The sequence below is a fragment of the Paenibacillus sp. FSL H7-0323 genome (assembly GCF_038002725.1).
GTDB lineage: Bacteria > Bacillota > Bacilli > Paenibacillales > Paenibacillaceae > Paenibacillus_AQ > Paenibacillus_AQ odorifer.
Window position 1 is genome coordinate 3894060 of sequence record NZ_JBBODB010000001.1, and the last position, 20811, is coordinate 3914870.

The 20811-nt window shown below is 43.8% G+C and carries 16 protein-coding genes, 1 pseudogene and 1 riboswitch; of the genes and pseudogenes, 2 read left to right on the forward strand and 15 right to left on the reverse strand.

Annotation, left to right across the window (positions count from 1 at the left end):
• Positions 1 to 54: 54 nt before the first annotated feature.
• On the forward strand, positions 55 to 1860 hold the full coding sequence (locus tag MHH89_RS17635) for an exosporium glycoprotein BclB-related protein (RefSeq protein WP_341087725.1): 1806 nt from the start codon (positions 55 to 57) through the stop codon (positions 1858 to 1860).
• Between the two features lie 453 nt (positions 1861 to 2313).
• Here MHH89_RS17635 and MHH89_RS17640 read toward each other — a convergent pair whose 3' ends face one another.
• From MHH89_RS17640 to MHH89_RS17660, 5 genes are all read right to left on the reverse strand, one after another.
• Positions 2314 to 3426 (reverse strand): cysteine desulfurase family protein, encoded by a 1113-nt coding sequence (locus tag MHH89_RS17640; protein WP_341087728.1) that lies wholly within the window; start codon positions 3424 to 3426, stop codon positions 2314 to 2316.
• Between the two features lie 35 nt (positions 3427 to 3461).
• Positions 3462 to 4499: a tRNA 2-selenouridine(34) synthase MnmH gene (gene mnmH, locus MHH89_RS17645; RefSeq protein WP_076304958.1), complete on the reverse strand. Its 1038-nt coding sequence runs from the start codon at positions 4497 to 4499 to the stop codon at positions 3462 to 3464.
• Between the two features lie 58 nt (positions 4500 to 4557).
• Complete coding sequence (gene selD / locus MHH89_RS17650) at positions 4558 to 5619, reverse strand: selenide, water dikinase SelD (RefSeq protein WP_341088818.1); 1062 nt, start codon at positions 5617 to 5619, stop codon at positions 4558 to 4560.
• 146 nt (positions 5620 to 5765) lie between these two features.
• On the reverse strand, positions 5766 to 5921 hold the full coding sequence (locus tag MHH89_RS17655) for a hypothetical protein (RefSeq protein ID WP_179086843.1): 156 nt from the start codon (positions 5919 to 5921) through the stop codon (positions 5766 to 5768).
• Between the two features lie 290 nt (positions 5922 to 6211).
• A complete protein-coding gene (locus MHH89_RS17660; RefSeq protein WP_076130474.1) occupies positions 6212 to 7021 on the reverse strand; it encodes an alpha/beta fold hydrolase in 810 nt (269 codons plus the stop codon).
• Between the two features lie 105 nt (positions 7022 to 7126).
• Positions 7127 to 7313: riboswitch (cyclic di-AMP (ydaO/yuaA leader) on the reverse strand.
• A gap of 246 nt (positions 7314 to 7559) precedes the next feature.
• Between MHH89_RS17660 and MHH89_RS17665 the strand changes: the two are divergent.
• Positions 7560 to 7670 (forward strand): annotated as a pseudogene (locus MHH89_RS17665) (glyoxalase); the annotation flags it as partial.
• 77 nt (positions 7671 to 7747) lie between these two features.
• Here the strand turns inward: MHH89_RS17665 and MHH89_RS17670 are convergent.
• The 10 genes from MHH89_RS17670 to MHH89_RS17715 all read right to left on the reverse strand — a co-directional run bounded on the left by MHH89_RS17670 (position 7748) and on the right by MHH89_RS17715 (position 20801).
• Entirely contained in the window at positions 7748 to 7921 is a 174-nt protein-coding gene (locus MHH89_RS17670) for a hypothetical protein (RefSeq protein WP_169744809.1), read from the reverse strand.
• Between the two features lie 84 nt (positions 7922 to 8005).
• Complete coding sequence (locus MHH89_RS17675) at positions 8006 to 8800, reverse strand: Nif3-like dinuclear metal center hexameric protein (protein ID WP_445739131.1); 795 nt, start codon at positions 8798 to 8800, stop codon at positions 8006 to 8008.
• A 24-nt stretch (positions 8801 to 8824) separates the two neighbouring features.
• Complete coding sequence (locus MHH89_RS17680) at positions 8825 to 10879, reverse strand: alpha-glucuronidase family glycosyl hydrolase (RefSeq protein WP_341087729.1); 2055 nt, start codon at positions 10877 to 10879, stop codon at positions 8825 to 8827.
• 82 nt (positions 10880 to 10961) lie between these two features.
• Entirely contained in the window at positions 10962 to 11981 is a 1020-nt protein-coding gene (locus MHH89_RS17685) for an endo-1,4-beta-xylanase (protein WP_340394602.1), read from the reverse strand.
• A 44-nt stretch (positions 11982 to 12025) separates the two neighbouring features.
• Complete coding sequence (locus MHH89_RS17690) at positions 12026 to 13558, reverse strand: glycoside hydrolase family 43 protein (protein WP_341087731.1); 1533 nt, start codon at positions 13556 to 13558, stop codon at positions 12026 to 12028.
• Between the two features lie 47 nt (positions 13559 to 13605).
• Positions 13606 to 14508 (reverse strand): carbohydrate ABC transporter permease, encoded by a 903-nt coding sequence (locus MHH89_RS17695; RefSeq protein WP_139329891.1) that lies wholly within the window; start codon positions 14506 to 14508, stop codon positions 13606 to 13608.
• Between the two features lie 59 nt (positions 14509 to 14567).
• Entirely contained in the window at positions 14568 to 15536 is a 969-nt protein-coding gene (locus tag MHH89_RS17700; protein ID WP_076130468.1) for an ABC transporter permease, read from the reverse strand.
• Positions 15537 to 15623: 87 nt separating this feature from the next.
• Positions 15624 to 17330, reverse strand: a complete 1707-nt coding sequence (locus tag MHH89_RS17705; RefSeq protein ID WP_340033654.1) for a sugar ABC transporter substrate-binding protein — start codon at positions 17328 to 17330, stop codon at positions 15624 to 15626.
• Positions 17331 to 17445: 115 nt separating this feature from the next.
• Positions 17446 to 18981, reverse strand: coding sequence for a response regulator transcription factor (locus MHH89_RS17710; protein WP_340033655.1), 1536 nt, complete (start codon positions 18979 to 18981; stop codon positions 17446 to 17448).
• A gap of 17 nt (positions 18982 to 18998) precedes the next feature.
• A complete protein-coding gene (locus tag MHH89_RS17715; RefSeq protein ID WP_076130481.1) occupies positions 18999 to 20801 on the reverse strand; it encodes a sensor histidine kinase in 1803 nt (600 codons plus the stop codon).
• Positions 20802 to 20811 lie beyond the last annotated feature (10 nt).

Below are 20811 nucleotides of genomic sequence, written 5' to 3' on the forward strand. Positions count from 1 at the left end.
TTCCCATTTTTTAAAGGAATGAACAGGAGAAGTTCAAGGAGGAGATATAGAAATATGCCTGATTACAGACCATTTAAAGGCGATGCTATCCTAAACAAGCATGGAAGGATCAGCAGTCCTATTAGAAAGAGGGAGTGTAACGCACTATTAAAAATAGTCACTGATCTCTCTGCAGTGGTGCCCCCCGTACTTACGAATCCCACAACACTTCATATTGCCAATCTCCAAAGAGTGTTAAGAGAACTATTGGAATTCTTGCATACCTCTAAGTTATGCAGCCCTTTTAGAACTGAGCTACTTTCTGTAGTAGAGATAACCATTGTATCGACCGAAGTCAGTCCCTTCTCTGTCGTAAGCGTGGGCACTAATCTTCAACTGTTGTTAGCTGAGTTATTATCTTTTATTCTCGCCACGAAGATTGACTCTAATTGTAAAGATCAGTTGATTATTCAGATCAGACATATTCAAGCTTCTATTACACAAGCAATTGGATTACCTATTAAAGGTGTGACTGGACCTCAAGGGCCACAGGGACCCCAGGGTCTGCAAGGAGCGCAAGGGGTTCCGGGTGCAAAGGGAACCACAGGGGCAGGGCTGCAAGGAATTGTTGCTTTTAATCCTGCACTAAGCCCTACTTATCCAGCAGGTCAAGTAGTAACCTTTAATGGCAGTACCTATATTGCTATTGTTGCTGGACCAACGGGAACACCTGGAAGTTCACCAGACTATTTATTAATTGCTGGTGGCTCCACAGGCCCCCAAGGACCGCAAGGACCACAAGGCCCTCAAGGAACGCCTGGACTTCAAGGACCTCAGGGTCCGCAAGGGGTAGGGCTGCAAGGAATTGTAATCTTTAATCCTGCACAAAGTCCTACTTATCCAGCAGGTCAAGTAGTAACCTTCAATGGCAGCACCTATATTGCTACTGTTTCTGGACCTACTGGAATACCTGGCAGTTCACCAGATTACTTGTTAATCGCTGGTGGTGCGATGGGACCTCAAGGACCACAGGGTGTGCAAGGGATTCAAGGACCAACAGGTGCGCAAGGACCAGCGGGTCCAGGCGTAGGAGCAACTGGAGCGACGGGCTCGACGGGTGCTGCCGGCTTGGCGGGCCCTGCTGGTACAACGGGCGCGACGGGCGACCCGGGCGCGGTCGGCGTTGCCGGAGCTACGGGGGCAACGGGTGATCCGGGGGCGGTCGGCGTTGCCGGAGCTACCGGTGTAACGGGTGCCACGGGTGATCCGGGGGCGGTCGGCGTTGCCGGAGCTACGGGTGCCACCGGTGATCCCGGCGCGGTCGGAGCTACTGGCATTACCGGAGTCACTGGTGCAACCGGTAACGGTGCAATTATTCCGCTGGCATCCGGAGGACCTATTATTATGACCACGGTTTTAGGTGGTTTGGTTGGAACAACAAGCCTTGTAGGCTTTGGAAGTTCAGCCACAGGTATTTCGCTTGTTGGCGGTAATATTGATTTGACAGGTACTCTCCTTGGACCGCTTATCAATTTTGCATTCTCAACTCCCCGAGCAGGAGTAATAACTTCCATTGCCGCTTACTTCAGTAATACCATAGCTTTATCGCTGCTTGGTACTACGATAAATGTAACAGCGCAATTGTACCAATCTGCCACACCAAATAACACATTTACTCCTATTCCAGGCGCAACAGTCCCACTTCCACCTATCACCGGTACTATTAATCTTGGAACTTTTGTCAGCGGAATTACGAATGGTATCAATTTTACTGTAACACCACAGACACGTTTGCTTATGGTATTCTCAGCCACCGCTACAGGTCTTACCCTTGTAAATACAGTCACTGGTTATGCAAGTGCTGGCTTTACGATTGTATAATCACTAAAAAAAGTTAGAAAAAGCATCTGCGATTCCTTTTGAAGGAGGTGGCAGATGCTTTTTTTGTAATATGCGGATTCAACTCTTGATCTTTCGGACTCAGATGCCGCTATTCGTTAATTTATCACTGTTTAGAGAGATTATCGGACCTGAGAGGCGCTATTGGGCAGAAATGGTGCTCAGTAGTGTCTATTTTGTACTAATAACGCCTATGGAGTCCTATAGCAACTCAAAAATAGGAAAATATTGCAAATAAGAGCGCCTGAGTCCGATAGCTACTCCGTTCACTGGGAACCATAGTCCATTCACTGAGAATCATAATCCGTTCACTGAGAATCATAGTCCATTCACTGGGAGCCATAATCCGTTCACTGAGAATCATAGTCCGTTCACTAGAATTCACACTTTGCCACTGTTTGCAAAAACGAACCTCACAACTAATACGATTTCAGCTTATAACAAATACACCTTCAGCTTATCGATGACCTCATCGATTTCCGCTGTAGTCGTATATCGTCCCACACTAAAACGAACCGCTCCCCGTCCAATATTCTCCGACACATGCATAGCCTTTAAAACAGGCGAAATCAACGTTTCACCGGAATGGCACGCTGAGCCAGTTGAAGCCGCCACAGCTTCCAGGGAATCGATAATTTCATGACCCACTGCTCCAAGAAAACTAACGTTAAGGGTGTTAGGCAAGCGCTTGTGTTTATGACCATTCAAATGAATTTTTTCGCCAAAAAACTCCTGCAGTCTTCCATAGAAATACTCCGTAACTTGCTTAACTCTTTTTCTAGAATCAGAGTCAGCAGCAAGCTCACAGGCTTTTCCTAAGCCAATAATGTAGGGTGTATTTTCTGTCCCCGCTCTTCGCCCCTGTTCATGGCCCGCACCGTGTATCAAAGGCTCAATGTGAATGCCGTCCCGAATGTACAGTGCTCCAATGCCTTTGGGCGCATATAATTTATGGCCTGCAAGCGTTAGAAAATCCACCCCTAAATCCGCTACATCGAGGTCTACTTTTCCCGCAGACTGTGAAGCATCTGTATGAATAAGAACACCCCGTTCGTGGCAGACCTCAGCTATTTCCTTGATCGGCTGGATCGTACCCGTTTCGTTATTAGAGTGCATGATGGAGACCAGAATGGTTTGGTCCGTGAGCTGCTTTTTCACATCGTCAACCTGCACCATTCCATACGAGTCAACAGGTACATAAGTCAGGTTGTATCCCATCTGCTCCAGGTACTTACAAGGTTTAATTACCGCCGGATGCTCAATAGCAGACAGGATAATGTGATTACCTTTATGGCGATACGTTTGGGCTACTCCTTTAATGACAGTATTATTAGACTCACTACCCCCACTGGTAAAAAGCACCTCACCCGGCGCACAATTCAGGAAATCAGCCACCTGTGTTCTTGCCTGCTCTATTCCGAGTTTAGCTTCCCGCCCCAAAGAATGACTGCTTGAAGGATTCCCAAAATGACCGTAAAGATAAGGGATCATAACCTCTGCTACTTCCTTATCTACTGGTGTTGTAGCGTTGTAATCTAAATAGATCATATTAAGTAAAGCCCCCTTTAACCATAACGCGAAACTTATACTTCTTGATGTTTTAAAAAAGAACGCACAGCAGTCTCAGCTTCATCCAGATTATTCACTTTAAAAGTAACTCTCTCAATGCCTTCATACTGAGTGGACGTATAATCGTATCTAGGGTCGTAGTAATACTCTAGCAGCAGCGCCACAGCTTCGCCGAACAAATCTGCCTGCAAGCATCGCTCGATTTCTGCCGCAATAGGGATATGAATTCGGGATTTAATACTCCGAAATGCAGAAATACATTGCTCCTTGTATTCTTCTGGCCGATAATCCTCAAGGATTTGCTCCACTCTGGCATGCAAAGGCATCTCAATCCAGATCTGCGTTCCGCTCTCTTTTTGCTCGGCCATAAATGGGGGCATTACTACCTTACCAATCTTTTTGCTCTCCGCTTCAAATAGTACATAAGGAGAATCCCCGATCTTAATTAACTCCTCTAAAAGAAGACTATCGAACGTTTTTTGATTGTTCGCACGAAGGCCAATCTCACCAAAAATAGAACCACGATGACCTGCCATCCCTTCCAAATCCAGAACGGGGTAGCCTTGCGCTTTCAGGCGGTGTAACAGATTGGTTTTACCTGTGCCTGTATTTCCGTGAATCACATAAGACTTCGCCTTACATTCATAGGACTCCAATTCGTCGAGCACCCATTTACGATAAGCCTTATAGCCGCCTATCAGCCGGTAAGCATGAATATCCATTAAAGAGAGTACGGTCGCAGTTGTACGGCTGCGCATACCTCCCCTCCAGCAGAATACAGCTTTGTCTCCTTGAATCGCTGCAAATTCTTTGACAAAAGAAGGCAGTTTTGCCGCAGCAATCTCCAAACCACGTTCTTTCGCGGCCTGCACACTTGTCTGTTTATACAACGTCCCTACTTCAGCCCGTTCCTGATCATCAAAAAAGGGAATATTCAAACTATCCGGCAGCGTTGCATCTTTATATTCAGAAGGAGATCTAACATCAATAATGGTGATCTGCTTCTTGTTTTTTAACACTCTAAGTTCTTCCAGTGTAATGTCCTGAAACAATATGCTCTCTCCTCTGGTGGCTAACCTTCATAATTTGCTCTAAGCTGATATACAACAGTTATTCCACAGCAGCTATAACCGTAATCTGACCCGGATGCTCTTCCGTTACCTCTCCGATCAATGCCGCTTCTACCCCTGCATCTACTAACTCTTTTAGCAAATCTTCACTTTGTTGAGGGGCCACAGAGATCAGCAGTCCGCCAGAAGTCACAGCGTCACATAGAATATAGCGGCTTAGTTGGTCCATCTCTTCCGGATAAAGAATGCTGCCTTCCAGATGGGCAAAGTTATTCTTAGTGCCTCCTGGAACAAATCCCTGCTCCGCAAGCTCTCTTACTCTTGGCAGCATCGGTACATCGCCTTGACGAATGATCAGGCCCGTGCCGCTCCCTTTAGCCATTTCCGAGGCATGTCCCAGTAGCCCAAATCCGGTAACATCTGTACAAGCATGTACATCATAAGGCTCCATGATTTCAGCCGCTTTTTTATTCAAAGTAGACATTACTGTCGTAAGGCGTGTGGTTTCTTCAGGAGATAGCTGATCCTTTTTAATGGAAGTTGTTAAGATCCCCACACCGATAGGCTTCGTTAGAATCAGCTTGTCTCCCACCTTGGCGCCCGCATTCGTTCTTACTTTGTCAGGATGCACAAGGCCCGTAACGGCCAATCCGAATTTGGGCTCTTTATCGTCGATGGAATGTCCGCCCACAAGAGTAGCTCCTGCTTCCTGTACTTTATCCGCTGCACCGCGCAAAATGTCACCGAGAATGCTTTTATCTAAAACAGAAATAGGAAAGGCCACAATATTAAGCACCGTAAGCGGCTTTCCACCCATCGCATAAATATCGCTTAATGCATTGGCTGCTGCAATTTGACCAAATGAATAGGGATCATCCACGATCGGCGTGAAAAAATCAACAGTTTGCACTAACGCTAATTCATCACTTAAACGATACACCCCTGCATCATCACTAGTATCAAGACCTACAAGTAGATCCGGGTTAGGAACAGTTGGTGGCAGACTACGAATAACCTGCATGAGATCGGCGGGACCGATTTTGCAGCCGCAGCCCCCTTTTGAAGATAATGAAGTCAGTTTTATAGTTTCAGCTTGAGACATCATGACTCAGCTCCTTTAGTATGAATTATCTTAATCTTACACGAGTAGATCGCATTGTACAAAATGCAAGAGTAGCAGATGCGTTGCTTACTACGCCTCCTTCTATAACTATTTAGAGTCTATTGTTCTTTCCCACGTCTGGTGAGCTATATTTGGTGCTGTGGTAGGGTAGGGACATTAAGTGGCGTTCTAGGTACAATATGCTTGTAAATGTTCAACATCCATCGGTTAGTAAAATAACCAAAGGCTGGCTCATTCGTAGATTTCACTACGGATAAGCCAGCCTTTAATTGGATGTCCATTATATTAGGGAAATCCTCCCTAATGTTCATCGATAATCGCTTTAAAATGAGGTTTTTAGGAAATTCCTCCCTAAAAATTCATGCAAATACCCATTTATGGCTAAAAACATCCTATTATTAGGGAGGATTTCCCTAATCTACGTTCTAGGAGCCATAATCTCCTTCATTTTAGGGAGAATTCCCCTAAAGTTCTTCCCAGAAAGACGACCCATAGCCAGCTCATTCCGCCCTGGCTATGGGACGCCTATTTTCTCACTTAAACGCTTCGCTTGTGAAGGTCTCCCTATAGATCAGCTAATCTGCTGACTGCCCTGCTGCTTCTCTAAGAAACGCTGAAGAATCGCATTGAATTGCTCCGGCTGGCACAGATTACTTGGATCTAATGCGTTCGGAATAATCGCCAACTGCGCCTGCGGCAGCTGAGACACCATTTCCTTCATACAATTCACTCCAAATTCATTAAAGTCCCCCACAATACATAATGCAGGACGTTTAAAAGCCTTTAAACATCTGGTGTAATCAACATGGCTCGTAGCCAGCCTTTGCCGATATAACTCCCGGGGGCGTTTGTCCAGCAGTCCTCTTCTAATCTCATTGTAGGCCAGACTCCAGCGCTCTCGGTACATCATCCGAATCGAAGGCAACACCAGCTCGCTTGGGAGATAATACATTAGTAAACTGCAATATGCTGCCATAGTTTGTATTTTCCCTACTATTGTTGATCCGTGAGTCCTACAAAAGCTATCCGCGACCACAATTGCTTTTACACGCTCAGGATATTGTTTGGCAATATGCTGAACGACTAAGCCACCATAGGCGATTCCTACAAAAACTGCTTCACGGATACCTAGGTCATTCAACAGCATAATCAGATCCAGACATTGCGTCTCAATAATCTCATGTGGGGCCTCCAGCAGTTTACCAGACTTGCCATTCCCCCGTAAATCGCACAAAATCACTTTATATTTATCGGAAAAATACTCCAGCTGTGGTTTGAACATACTGTGTGTTAATCCATGTCCATGGATAAACACAACCGGAGTGCCAGTTCCATTGATTTCATAATAGAGCGAAGTTCCGTTCAGTTTAGCGATAGGCAAAGGTAACACCTCTTTCATAATAAATTCTACGACTATATCTGCTTAAAAACGCAGCAAAAAACCACAGAGGGATTCTCTGTGGCTATTCATCACTAAACACGCCATTCATCCTCTCTCCATACGCTTACGAGGTTAGCTGTCGGATTCGGGCAGTGAGAGTTGCCCTACCTGCAGGGATGCATATTATGCACCCGGAACAGGATTCACCCCATAACCAGTGCCGACTCTCACATCGGCTGCCAGTTGTTGGTTCCCCCGCTTTCCAGAAACGGAAATTAAGCGGATTGCTTATGTAATTGTAAATTTAAGATAATTCTCAGTTCTGAGATGAATCATACTCTTGTAAGGTTTTCTTGTAAAGGAGGGCTCTGGTCAAAATAATGTTGAAAGCAATGCTTTTCATTTCATATTAAGCATACTCTTCATTTTCTCTTTCTTTTGCTCTTGTTTACTCGTTTTCTTTAGAAAAACAGCTCTGAAGCAAGCGAAAAAGGGGGTGATTCACCAGTACTTTCCTATTTAATAAGAAACGACAATCTTCAATACCACTATTGGGCCAGTTTCTGTACCTTGGGGTGTTCGTCGTTTCTATGTCCCCGATCCGTTTGGCAAGCTTGTTAATATTATTTCACATGAACAGCACGAATGATTTCATAAAAAAGAAAAAAGCTAAGCAGAATCAGAGATCTCCCCCTGTCCACTTAGCTTCCTTTTACAATACTATGGCTACAAAAGATCGGCGTTTTTCAATGCATGCTCCCAGCTTGGAAAAAAGAACAGCGCACTTCTCATAAGCTCTGGGTCGCTTTGCTTTACTTGTTTTTTACTGATTGAGCTTCCGTCGCTTTGCAGCTTTTTGATCCGACTTAATACTTCATCAGCCTCCAAAGGAATTTCCATTGAAACACTCCTTTCTCAGTGACCTGTTTCCCTTCATTTTCTCCATAATATGTTTATTTATTCCGTACTCTTAATTTCCCCAGATTAAACCATCTGATAGATGGGTTGTTCAGCAATGAACCGGGTAGGAAGCATGGGATATTTGTCTGCTAAGATTTCAGCTAAATATTTCATCCCCGGCGCTTCACTCTCCGCATGACCTAACATGATGAGCGCTTTAGATCTGCCTTGGTGCCCTGCATCCCGCACATATTCCGGAGTCTCCCACTCTGGTCCTTCTCCAGCAATAATTAAATCAAGATTGTGATCATTAAAAAGTGGAATAGCCATCGTCCCGCCCCCTCTGTAACCTACTAATATCCCTATGCGTTTGCAGGACAGAGACAGGTCACCAGCAGCGCGTACATAAGAGATCCCTAGCTTACTTTTAATATACTGAGCAGCTTCCAGTACAGTCATGGCAGGAATAGTGAGAATCGTAGCAGCCGCTTGCTGCTCTTCCACATAGTCTGACCAATCCAGCTCTCGCAGCAAACCCATCATAATCCCATCCGGCTCTTGCCGATGCCAATAATCATGATAACGAAAAATAGCTATTGGGGATCGTTCGATCAGACTTTTTTTCGCATGATAAACCGGATCACCTTCTAACCACTCGCTCGCCGCATGATGGCTATAAAATACACCTTCATGCGTGATCAGCAAATTGGTTCCTAACGCTATTGCTTGCTCCACAATATTTTGTGTGGCAGAAAAGGCCGTAATAATCCCTGTGACTTCAGTTTCCGGTTCCCCTGGGTTCAGAATATCCACAGTCCCTTCTACCTGTTCCACAGTTCCCATTAAATCTTCCAAAATCGCTCTAATCGTGAGGCCCACTATCATCATCCCTCGAATCGAAATCTAATAAATCTTTCTGCCTTTAAGATCCTCAATTCCACTCTTGCGGTAAAAATACGTATTGATCCGATCTCTCCATTCCTGCGCATGCTCTGCTTGCTCTTCAAGACGTTGCTTCACTTGCACATACAATCCACTATCCATGCTGCCTTCAAGTGATTCCCATGTTGCTAGAAGCTGTGCAGCCTGCTCTGCCCCTTCGAAATGAGTATCGTAGATATGTTGTATAACCGTTTGCCCCGATTGCAGAACATGCGTGTATGGAACATGATGGAAGAACAGCAGCAGCTCTTCTGGACAAGACGCTAGATTCTCATAATTTGATGCATTAAGACCCATATACTGTCCGCTATACCCCGTTCCCAATTTGACTGAACGATCCACACCAATGCCCTTATGATCCGCATAATGGTACGTTCCCCACTTGGCGTATTCATATCCATCCACATTCGGCCCATAATGATGATCCGGATTAACCATCCAGCCCACACCTAATGGAGCTGTGTAAGATTCGTAAATCCTCCATGAGTCCATTAACATCCCGCGAATAGCAACCACTAGACCTTTATCAGTGCCAAAGGTAAGGCGAATCCATTCCTCAGCGATTTCCTTTGCCGTCAGCTCCGGATTCCAAATTAATCTCCCATATCCATACAGATTAGCTTGAGCTAACCCATGCCCCGTCCAGTTCATGTCATCCCCAACATTAGTTACAGCAGCCACACCATTATACTTATTTCCCCACACCGATCCGTCCACAATATGTTTCACAAGCGTAGTTTGCCCTTTGGCATAAGTATTGAAATCAAGGACTTCTTTCCACTGTGGAACAAGATAACAGAGATGCCGCTGCTGCCCCGTATATTCTTGAGCAATCTGAAACTCCATCAGATGATTGGTATGTTCCAGTGCGCCAAACAGCGGAGATACCGGTTCTCTGACTTGAAAATCCATCGGTCCATTCTTGATTTGCAGCACTACATTATCATTAAATCGGCCATCCAATGGTTTGAAATGATCATACGCTGCTCTGGCCCGATCGGTCTTACGGTCACGCCAATCCTGCTTGCAGTTATATACGAAACAACGCCAAATCACGATTCCGCCAAACGGCTCCAGTGCTTCTCCAAGCATATTAGCGCCATCGGCATGGTCACGCCCGTAAGTGAATGGCCCAGGTCGATTTTCTGAATCTGCTTTGACCACAAACCCGCCAAAATCAGGGATCACTCGATAAACCTCACCCGCCTTATCTTTCCACCATTGCCGCACCGCTGGGTCCAGTGGATCAGCTGTCTCCAATGCTCCGATCTGTATCGGACTGGCAAAGTTAGCACTGAGGAATAGCTTAATTCCGTATACGCGGAATATTCCTGCAATTAACGCGATATCAGGCAAATATTGCTCCGTTATAAATAGAGATTCAAGCTCATGAACATTCACATTGTTAATCGAAATCGCGTTGATCCCCACAGAGGACATCAATCTGGCATAATCACGCAGCCGCTTTGTATCGTTAAGAAATTGATTGGACTCGTAAAAAAAGGACCGTCCAGCATAGCCACGTTCAATACTGCCATCAAAATTATCCCAGTGATTAATCATTCGCAGGCCGTTCCCCGGATTCATAGACAAATTCAGAGCGTCTATCTCGCTTTCTGTTCCTATCAGCCGTAACAGATGGAATACGCCATATAATATTCCAACAGGCGTTGAAGCACCGACAGCGATACATTGCTCAGTAGCATTTGTACGTATAAGGAAACCTTCAGGACCCAGTGAATCGGTTCGTTCTCCTGCGAATACTCTACTAATTAATGGATTCCCCCCTTGGAAGGTTCCTATAACGATACACGGTCCTTCAGGTTTCGCTGTGAGCAGTGGCGCTTTGCCCAGCATAGAGGTCATCCCCTGTATGAATTCCGCGGCTGCCGCCTGAATCGTCTCGTTGTCCTCCGTTACTACCAACTCAACACACCAATCTATATATTGATTGTATAGAGATCCTGATTTCAGCTGACCATAATTGAGCCAAGCCTCATAAGCGGTATTTGTCATGTTTATTCCTCCCGTATAAATAACCCGCCCTGGATTGAAAAGGACGGGTTCATGATTCGCAAGCTTGAGCAGGTTACCCGCTCTATGATTTGGTGACAGCGTTAAGCAATTGGTGATACGCTGGCTTAGGATTATGCTGCTCATCGAATAGAAATGGCCAATTTTTCCGTCCCCGAACAGGGAAGCCGTCCAGCCATGTATAGTCATCCGCTGCTCCCCAGAAAGTGACTGAGCTAATCACGTCGCGGTATTCTTTCAACAGAGCAAACATCGCTTCATAGCGCTCTGCCTGTAGCTCGAGCAGTTCGGCAGGTGCAACCTTTAAATCCATTCGTTTGTCATCGAAACGGAACATGGACACATCCAGCTCTGTCAATTGGAGCTGAAGCCCTAAAGATGCATACTTCTCAATAGCAGCACGTATTTCATCTAAGTCCGGATCGTATAGATTCCAGTGGGCTTGCAATCCGACGCCATGGATCGGCACTCCTTGTTCCAGCAGCGACTTCACCATTTTATAGATTTTGTCACGCTTAAGAGGATTAGACTCGTTATAGTCGTTGTAGAATAATAAAGCCTTAGGATCGGCTTCATGAGCGAATTCAAACGCTTTGCCGATAAACTCCGGTCCGACAATGTCCAGCCACTTTGACTGGCGAAGAAGTTCTTCTCCTTCATCTGCAATAACTTCATTTACAACATCCCAAGCATAGATATCTTCCTTGTAACGCCCAACCACGGTCTGAATATGTGATTTGAGCCGTGCAAGCAATGTCTCTTTGCTTACACACCCGCCCTTCTTATCCTCAAACAACCAGTCCGTAGTCTGGTTATGCCAGACTAAAGTATGCCCACGCATAGCCATATGATGTTTTCGGGCGAACGCAACCAACTGATCTGCTAGTTTAAAGTTATAACTGTCTTCAAGCGGATGCAGACTTTCAAACTTCATCTCATTCTCAGCGGTAATGCTATTGAAATGATAGGCGAGCAAGTGCTCCTGTGATTGTATCGTCATCGGGTTAACGGCTGCGCCAATTTTGAAATCCTCAGCAAATATTGTTTTTAGTGCAAGTTCTGTGTAATCACTAGCTTGTCTCAACAAGTTCCCTCCTGACAAAAGCATTTATATCAGTATTCGAATAATTAAGACTGATAATCGAACCAATCGAAGTAGGCAGGCACCTCAGCCACCTTGCCATGACCTGTTGCATATAATCCAATAAGAACACCCGTAAATCCATTTCCTTTTACGGCTTGAGGAGATAATGGGTACGCTGCTGCTGTTGATAGCTTATTCCACTCCTGCCCATCTAAAGAGTAAAGGAGGCTGTATTCGGAAAGCTCAGCCTTAACTTTCAAATAAATTCGCTCGGCAGTAGTCGAAACCTCTGCCGCTGTATGGGTTACTCCATCCATAGTCACATGAGCTGTAATCACTTTTTGCCCGTTTTTTTGAACAAGTCCAATTTCATAATGAGCGTTCTCATCTAATCTGGCGCAAAGTCCAGCTTCCACATCAGCAATAGATGAAGGCATTTCTAGCAGCGTGCTCCATTCTGCCGAAGTATGCTGCTGTCTTCTGCCTACAAAAGCCACTTGGCCTACTTCACTGAGACCTGAAGATTGTCCTCGAAGAGATAACCATCCCTGTCTTTCGTTTAAGGACCAGCTTCCCTCAGCCGGATTCCGCAGAAAGGCTAATCCCAGCGGCAATACTTGATCATCAAAATCATATCTTCCACTAGTCTCAGGTTTTGGCGATTGACCAGGTACACGTGAAACCTTCATTTCCAGTCCAACTGTGTCTTCATTATTATCGATCATCGGCCATCCGTCTTCAGTCCAGCTTACCGGAGCAAGGAAAGTCTCTCTTCCAAGCACAGTGAATTTTGTATCTACTAGTCTTACCCCAAGGAATACGGCCCACCAATCCCCGTTACGATCCTCAATCAAATCGGCATGCCCTAAATACTGAATGGGATTGTCAGTACCGCTGTGCGTCAATATCGGATGCGGCAATCGTTCAAACGGTCCATAAGGAGAGGAGCTGCGGCCAATGATCTCCCGATGTTCCTTAGCCGTTCCTCCTGAAGCCGTCATGATATAGTACATTCCATTTATTTTGTACAAATGAGGGCCTTCCGTCCAAGGTCCGCCATCCCCAGTCCAGATGACAACTGGTTCTGTTAATGCTGCTCCCGTAGCGATATCTATCTCATATTGGATGACATGGGAGTCATAATCTGCCCCCTGCTGGGTGGTTACATATACTTTTCCATCCTCATCAAACATTAGAGAAGGATCAATTCCTCCATAAGGAATACTAATCGGATCTGACCACGGACCCGTAGGGTCCGTAGCCGTAACATAGAAATTCCCTTTCCCGTGTACTTCGGTCGTTATCATGTAAAACGTTCCTTCATGATACCGGATCGTTGGGGCAAATATTCCTCCAGAGCTCTTGCTTTTACGAGTATCCAGCTGACTTACACGATTGAGCACATGACCTATTTGTGTCCAGTGAATCAAATCCTGACTATGAAAAATAGGTACGCCAGGGAAATACTCAAAGGAGCTGCAAACTAAATAGTAGTCATCCTCTGCCCGAGTGATACTTGGATCAGGATAGAAGCCTGGAAGTATCGGATTCGTGTATGTGATTGAAGATGGGGTCATAATTTAACAGACAACCTTCCTATTACTTAATAGTGATTGCAAGCTCCTTATTCCTTCACGCTTCCTACATTTAGACCGACCACAAAATATTTCTGCATGAATGGATAAACTAGCAAAATTGGAACCGAAGCAACGATCGTAACGGCTGCCCGTATGGAGATTGGTGTAACCATGGCATGTACCGACTCCTGAGTCATCCCTGTCCCGTTATTTACACTAGGGTTACTGTTCGAATTCATAGTAGAGGATAGCAGCTTCATTAATTCATATTGCAATGTACTCAAGTTCTGGCGGGAAGAGGTGTAGATAAACGCATCAAACCATTGGTTCCACGCACCTACTGCAACAAAAAGGGCGATGGTAGCAAGAACAGGTTTACACAAAGGGAAAACTACTTTCATGAATATCTTGAATTCCCCGGCACCGTCGATTCTTGCAGATTCCATAAGACTTTCATGTAAGGTACCAATATAAGTACGGATAACGATCATATTAAATGCACTTACCATGGACGGGATTACATATACCCAGAACGAATTGAGCAAATGAAGATCCTTCATAAGGAAATAGTTTGGAATCAGACCCGCACTAAAATACATGGTAAGGACGAATATAAAGGTAATATGTTTGCGGAAAACATATTCTTTCCGGCTTAACGTATACGCAAGCATCGTGGTTAAGAATAGATTCAGGATCGTAGATATCACTGTTCGTGCTACCGAAATCCAAAAAGCATTATAAATTGTACCTGAGGCAAAAACCGCTTTGTAGTTCTGTATGGTCCACTCTCTAGGCCATAAATAAATGCCGCCGCGGATGGTATCATTCCCCGCATTAAAGGAGACTGCTATAGTATTCAGGAATGGATACAAGGTAACAATAACTAGACAAACCATAAATATAGTATTGAAGGTGCTGAACACTACGGGTTCGAACCTCAGATTTTTCATCCGGTTTCCAGCATTACTTTTTGGAGATTTTTGAGGAATCAATTGAGTTTTTTCCATGATTATAACAGCCTCTCTTCCCCTAGCCGCTTCGCAGTCCAGTTAGCTAATAGCAGCAACGTTACACTTACGACTGTTTTGAAAATACCACCCGCGGTAGCTAAGGAATAATTCCCTTGCGCTATACCATATTTCAATACAAATATATCAATCGTTTCCGACCAATCTACGACAAGCCCGTTTCCTAACAAGTACTGAACCTCAAATCCAGCTTCCAGTACATGTCCTACGGACATTATTAACAGGATTACAATGGTTGCTTTCATGCCCGGCAAAGTTACATGACGCATTTTCTTATACCGGTTCGCTCCATCAATCTCAGCAGCTTCATATAAAGCCGGATCAATAGAGGCGATAGCCGCCAAGTAGATGATAGTACTCCATCCGACTTCTTTCCAGACGTGTGAAGCACCTACAATACCCCAGAAATACTTCCCTTCACTCAACCAAAGGATCGGTGAATCAATGAGATGCAATTTCATGAGCACGATGTTGATAATCCCGTCATTAACCGAAAGAGAAGTAGCTACAATGCCTGTTACAATAATCCAAGAGAGGAAGTGAGGCAAGTAGGATATGGTCTGAACGGTTCTTTTCCAAAATACATTTTTGATCTCATTAAGCAGCAATGCCAGTATTATCGCAGTCACAAATCCTAGAACTAGATTAATTAGGCCCATGGCCAACGTATTGCGCAGTACTCTCAAAAAGCTATCGTCCGTAAAAAGAAACTTGAAGTGTTTTAAACCCACCCATGTTTGTTCACTAAATGCTCTAGCTGGTTTATAATCTTGGAAAGCCATCGTCCATCCCCAGATGGGAACATAAGCAAATAGTATAATATAAAGCATTAATGGAACCGACATCCAAATCAGCTGTTTCTGATTCTTAATCAAGGTCATAGTAATCGGTTGCTTCTTTTTTCTTTTAGGATGCCGGTTAACTTTTTTCCCCGTTAATATCTCATCCATATATGTTTTCTCCCCACATCATCCATATATTTCAGAAAGTGGTTGGCCTAATAAGCCACCACTTTCTGATTTTTAAGCAAGCTCTAACTATTTAACACTCCAAGTATCAAATCTCCATTTAAGCTGTTCATTGATTTTGTCTTCATAGGCTTTGACATTCGCTTTACCAATTTCTCCAACAAAGTCATTCCAAACCTTATCGAATTCTGATGGACTGGCCAAGATTGCTTTTGGCAGGTACTTGGTTCGTAATTCATTCAGCTTCGTTTCGGCAATTTTGGCATCTGAGCCTTCAACAAGATCTATGGACCAAGCTGGATAAGCTACTGGGTTCGGCTCAGGCTCGCTGAAGAAATCCACATAACTGTTGTAGCCATAAGCATCAAGGATTTCCTTGTCATACGGCTTGAGTGCAGCCCGGTATTCTTCTGGTTGAGCCGCAGCATCTGTTGAGTTTCCATCCTCAAAGAATCCTTGCAATTTCGGAGCTGTAGCATACCAAGCATCTGCTTTGTTGCTGAGCTTCCATGTAGCATCAACTGCGTTCTTCCGTTGTTCTTCATTTCTTATAAAGCGGCCATTTTCCACTTGATAATCTTCACCTTCGATACCCCAAGTGAAGATTTTTTGCCAATCTTCTTGAATCAATGTATCCATTAGTTTAATAATTTTTTCAGGATTTTTGGCATTGATACTGATCCCGAAGCCATTATTCAAGTTCAGCGCTGGGCGATCCAGATAATAATCTTTAGTGCTGGTATCAAACACAAGTGGAAGTCCTACATAAGTTCTTTCATCTTTACCTTGTGTCCGGAGTGAATCTTCTGCTGAACCAAAGTTCCAGTGCTGATCAAACATTCCCAGAACGGCTCCACTGGACAGTTTTGCCAAATATTGATCGTAGTTTTGCACAAATGTTTCTTGGTCGATAACGCCCAATTGGTTCATTTCATTAAGCTTTTGATAGTATTGCTTAGCATAGTCTTTATCTGCGAAGATTTCTGCAACGTTATCATTAACAACCACTCCGCCATCATTCGGGTGCCCGATCAGATGCTGAGGAGCGTTAAACAATCCCCAGTTTCTCCAGTCGTTGTTAAGAATTTCGAATCCGATGGTTGGCGTTCCATCGATGGTTGGATTTTTTTCTTTATATTTGACAATGAGGTCAAAATACTCGTCCAAGGTCTTCACCTTTGGATAACCAGCATCTTTCAGGATGTCCTTCTGAATCCAGAAAGCAGGACCTGCATAATAGGTTGTATTCACTTTACCGTTATACGCACCATAATTCGGAAGCGTATAAATATGTCCATCATTCGGGTCTTTCATCATGTTCCAGTAATCTGCGTAATGCGCTTTCAAGTTTGGAGCATATTGTTCAATCAAATCTTCAAGCGGGATAAAAGCTTCCGCTCCTGTCAGCTTGGTATTGGCAGTCATCAAATCCGGATAATCCTGACCGGCAATCATTACGCCTAGCTTCTGGTTAAGATCCCCAGCTAAGAATTCGAAATTGAAGGATGCGCCTGTTTTTTCTTTAATCATTTTGTAGATTTTATTATCTGGTGTTGGTTGCTGGCCTGCTTCTCCAAGAAAGATACTAATTTCAAAAGGTTCAATCTTATCAGAATCTGTTCCTGCAGCAGTTGAAGTGGCTGTTTCTGCTGGTTTGTCTTCTCCCTTAGCCGTCGTATTGTTGCTGTTATTTCCTCCACACCCTGCTAAGGTAAAGCTTAGGGATAACACAGCAATCAGACTAAGTTTCCATTTGGATATTAACTTGCCCCCCATAAAGCACCTCCATATATTTGTTGGTGTAACAATGTTGTAAGCCCTTACAACTTAAATTATAGAGGTGATAATCTTCTGAAAATACGCCAGAATTAAAGATGTACCCCCAAAAAGTTTAGGTATTAGTGTTTTTAAATTCGTTAGGGCTCATATGCAGCTTTTTTTCAAATTGCTTGAGGAACTGGCTATAATTGCCATAACCCACTTTCTCAGCGATTTCACTATTTTTTAACTTATTTTGTTGAAGTAAATGTACTGCCTCTTTTATTCGGAGGTTATGCAGCTGTTCATTGAAATTAATACCGTTCTTCTTGATCAATAATTGGCCCAGATATACCGGGTGCAGGAAAAACACCTCTGATAGTCTCTTAATGGTAAGACATTCGCGAAAATGCTCTTCAATATAATTGTTAATCTCCTGAACAATCCCCTGTGATCTTAGGTTTTGTTCCTTAAGAAGGATATCGATACTGGCCTCGCCGCAGAATAGCAAATTACGCATTAAGTCCGTCAAGGTGATCATTGAGTCTAACATCGCGGGGATTCTAATTTGATTAGATAAGGAGGACTCATGAACTTCACTGGCTTCCGAGGTAAACTCAATAATCTTATACATCATATGAATAACAATTTTCTTCACAACCTCTGGAGCGATGCGCTGTTCCCGGAAACTGCGGGCTGCCGAGTTCACAGCTTGGCTAAAGCCTGCGGAGTCCAGGGTGTTAATCGGTCTTATCAAGTCATCCATCAGTTGAATTTGATCATAATGATAACTAAAGGGACTATCCTTAATCTCCTGATAAGTCAGGATCTCTACATTTTCAGAATAATAAAAATAATACATTAATGCTTCTTTCGCCATTCGGAAACTGTTCCCGATCTGAAGCAAGGAGCCTACACCAGCACCTGTTGCAATATATAAAGCTTGTTTGGGGTGTTCATTCAGCAAAGGAGTTGCAATCTGATCGATCACAGCTCCCTCAGTGGACAATGAATTGTATCCATATACGATTCCAAAACAATGACTCTCCAGATCCATCAGAAACATAGAATCTTTATCGGTTAGGAGGACTGAGGCTTGCTCTCTGATCTCCGTATATAAAACCGGCTCTGTCTGTATCAAACAAATATTCCAATGGCTTTTACCTTTCGATAGTCGGTTAAGTACCTCCTGATTCGACTGCTCAGCTTTCTCATGCAGCATTCCTTTCAGGAGAGAAACAGCCTCCTCCGCGGAGGCTATTTGATTTAAACTGCGCTTCTGAGCTTCCTGCTCCAGCTCCTGATATATCTCCAGCAATTCTTCTGCCGCCTCTTCGGGAAACACTGGCTTCATCAGATAATGATTAATTCCATAGTGTATAGCTGTCTTGGCATATTCAAACTCACTATAACCACTTAGTATGGCAAATTTGATCTCCTTAATCTCAGCTTGTTGCCAAGCTGCGACCATCTCCAGCCCATTCATTAGCGGCATATTAACATCCGTAATTACAAGATCTGGCTCTAGCTGTTTCATTAGCTCCAGCCCCTCTTTGCCATTGCTGGAGGTTCCACATACCTCAAAGCCAAGCTCCTGCCAATTAATCCACAGTTGCATCGCTTCAAGCGCACTAGGCTCATCATCGATCAATAATACTTTGTATTTCATAGGAGGTCCCTCACTTTCTAGCTATTCTTCCGTTCCAGGAGTTTTAGTGGAATGTCAAAAGTGACAATGGTCCCTTCATCCGGAACGCTGCTGATATCAAAACGGACCTGATCTTCATAGTACAATTCTAATCGGCGGTACACATTGCGGATTCCGATGTTCGTTCCTGATGACGCTTCATTTTGAACATTACCTAATAATTCTTGCAGCTTCTCTGGCTCTATCCCTTTACCGTTATCAGAGACGGTAACTTTTAATCGTCCCTCCTCCACTAACGTCTTCACTTTTATCACACCTAGTCCCTCTATGGCCTGTAGACCATGTTTGCAGGAATTCTCAACGAGCGGCTGCATGCTTAGCTTGGGAATCTTATATTGAAGCGACTGCTCATCGATCTCAAATTGATAGTCGAATTTATCCCTGAACCGGAATTTTTCAATTTTCAAATACATCTCAATGAAGGTCATTTCTTCTTCCAAGGTAACGAGATCCTCTTTCCAGCTCAGCAGCCGTCTAAGTAATTTCGATAAACTCTTAATGATATCCGTAACATCTGAGTAATTATTTTTAGTACAGACCACCAAAATGGCATTTAACGTATTAAACAGAAAATGCGGATTCATCTGGCTTTGCAGGAAATTCAGCTCAGCCCTTACTCTTTCCATCTCCAGATTATTTTTTTGAATCTCCAGTTTATATACATCATTGATCAAGGAATTAATGGTAGTGGTCATCCTGTTAAAATTACGGATCAGGCCCCCGATCTCATCCTGGCCTTCATCAATCCGAATCAGCTCAAATTTCTCATTGGATACTTTCTGCATATGTCTGGATAACCGTTTCACCCGATAATTATAGGATCTTAACATCACATATAAAAAAGCGGTTGTGATTAGCGTGACAATAGACGCCAGAATCCCTGCATAAATCCGAATCTCCATTATCGCTTGGGTAATACGCTCACCTTGTGTAATTCCTATTATCCGCCAGCCTTTTATATAACTAGCTCCGCCGACGGGTACAATATGCACATCCTCCTTGCGCTCATCATCCTGCAGCTTGAACACGGGATAAGGTTCCGTGGTGCCTCTTTGATACCCGCTTTGTGCAGACATAATAATCTCGTCCTGCTCGTTAACCAGATAAAGACTCAAGTAATCTTTTTCTCTGATAATCACGTCATATATTTTACTGAGATCCAAATCAATTCTAAGCAGCTTTTCAAATTTATTGTATGAGCTGTAAGCGTCCATTCGCTCAATAACACTCAAATAAGGCGCTGTAGAAATCACACTAGAGATATCACTCATATGATAAGCGGCAAGAAACAGATGTTTATTCGCAGCCTTCGACTGCTTATACCATTCACTGTTCATTACCTTTTCATTGATGACCTGATAGTTGCTGCCAGAAACAATGGAATCATTGTTCGTGAATACAGTAATCCGTTCAATCTGATTGTTCACCGGCATATAGCTGTTCATGCGGCCTCTTAGCTGTTCATCAAAAGTGTCATAGAATTCAATAGAGTTTCCATACGTCCGCTCAAGTAATTCATACAGGTTCTTATCAGCAGAAAGCGTATAGCTGACAGCTACCCCACCTTCAATGAAATCATGAATATCCTTTCGGGCTCTTTCTAAGGATATCTCCAGATTCTGCTGCTCTCTGGATTTGATCAGATCGGAAATCCGATCCAAAAAAACAAGGTTAATAATAATGATAGGGAGAAGAACACCTATGATATAAATAAGGGAAAATTTATAATTCAAGGGAATATCATTCACTACTTTTCTAAATCTGAATTTTTTTCTCTCCATATGAAACACC

Coding starts and splice junctions, on each gene's coding strand:
- MHH89_RS17715 (WP_076130481.1), bottom strand. CDS start 20,801: ATGGAGAGAAAAAAATTCAGATTTAGAAAAGTAGTGAATGATATTCCC.
- MHH89_RS17635 (WP_341087725.1), top strand. CDS start 55: ATGCCTGATTACAGACCATTTAAAGGCGATGCTATCCTAAACAAGCAT.
- MHH89_RS17680 (WP_341087729.1), bottom strand. CDS start 10,879: ATGACAAATACCGCTTATGAGGCTTGGCTCAATTATGGTCAGCTGAAA.
- MHH89_RS17705 (WP_340033654.1), bottom strand. CDS start 17,330: ATGGGGGGCAAGTTAATATCCAAATGGAAACTTAGTCTGATTGCTGTG.
- MHH89_RS17670 (WP_169744809.1), bottom strand. CDS start 7,921: ATGGAAATTCCTTTGGAGGCTGATGAAGTATTAAGTCGGATCAAAAAG.
- MHH89_RS17640 (WP_341087728.1), bottom strand. CDS start 3,426: ATGATCTATTTAGATTACAACGCTACAACACCAGTAGATAAGGAAGTA.
- selD (WP_341088818.1), bottom strand. CDS start 5,619: ATGTCTCAAGCTGAAACTATAAAACTGACTTCATTATCTTCAAAAGGG.
- MHH89_RS17690 (WP_341087731.1), bottom strand. CDS start 13,558: ATGACCCCATCTTCAATCACATACACGAATCCGATACTTCCAGGCTTC.
- MHH89_RS17710 (WP_340033655.1), bottom strand. CDS start 18,981: ATGAAATACAAAGTATTATTGATCGATGATGAGCCTAGTGCGCTTGAA.
- MHH89_RS17700 (WP_076130468.1), bottom strand. CDS start 15,536: ATGGATGAGATATTAACGGGGAAAAAAGTTAACCGGCATCCTAAAAGA.
- MHH89_RS17655 (WP_179086843.1), bottom strand. CDS start 5,921: ATGGACATCCAATTAAAGGCTGGCTTATCCGTAGTGAAATCTACGAAT.
- MHH89_RS17695 (WP_139329891.1), bottom strand. CDS start 14,508: ATGAAAAATCTGAGGTTCGAACCCGTAGTGTTCAGCACCTTCAATACT.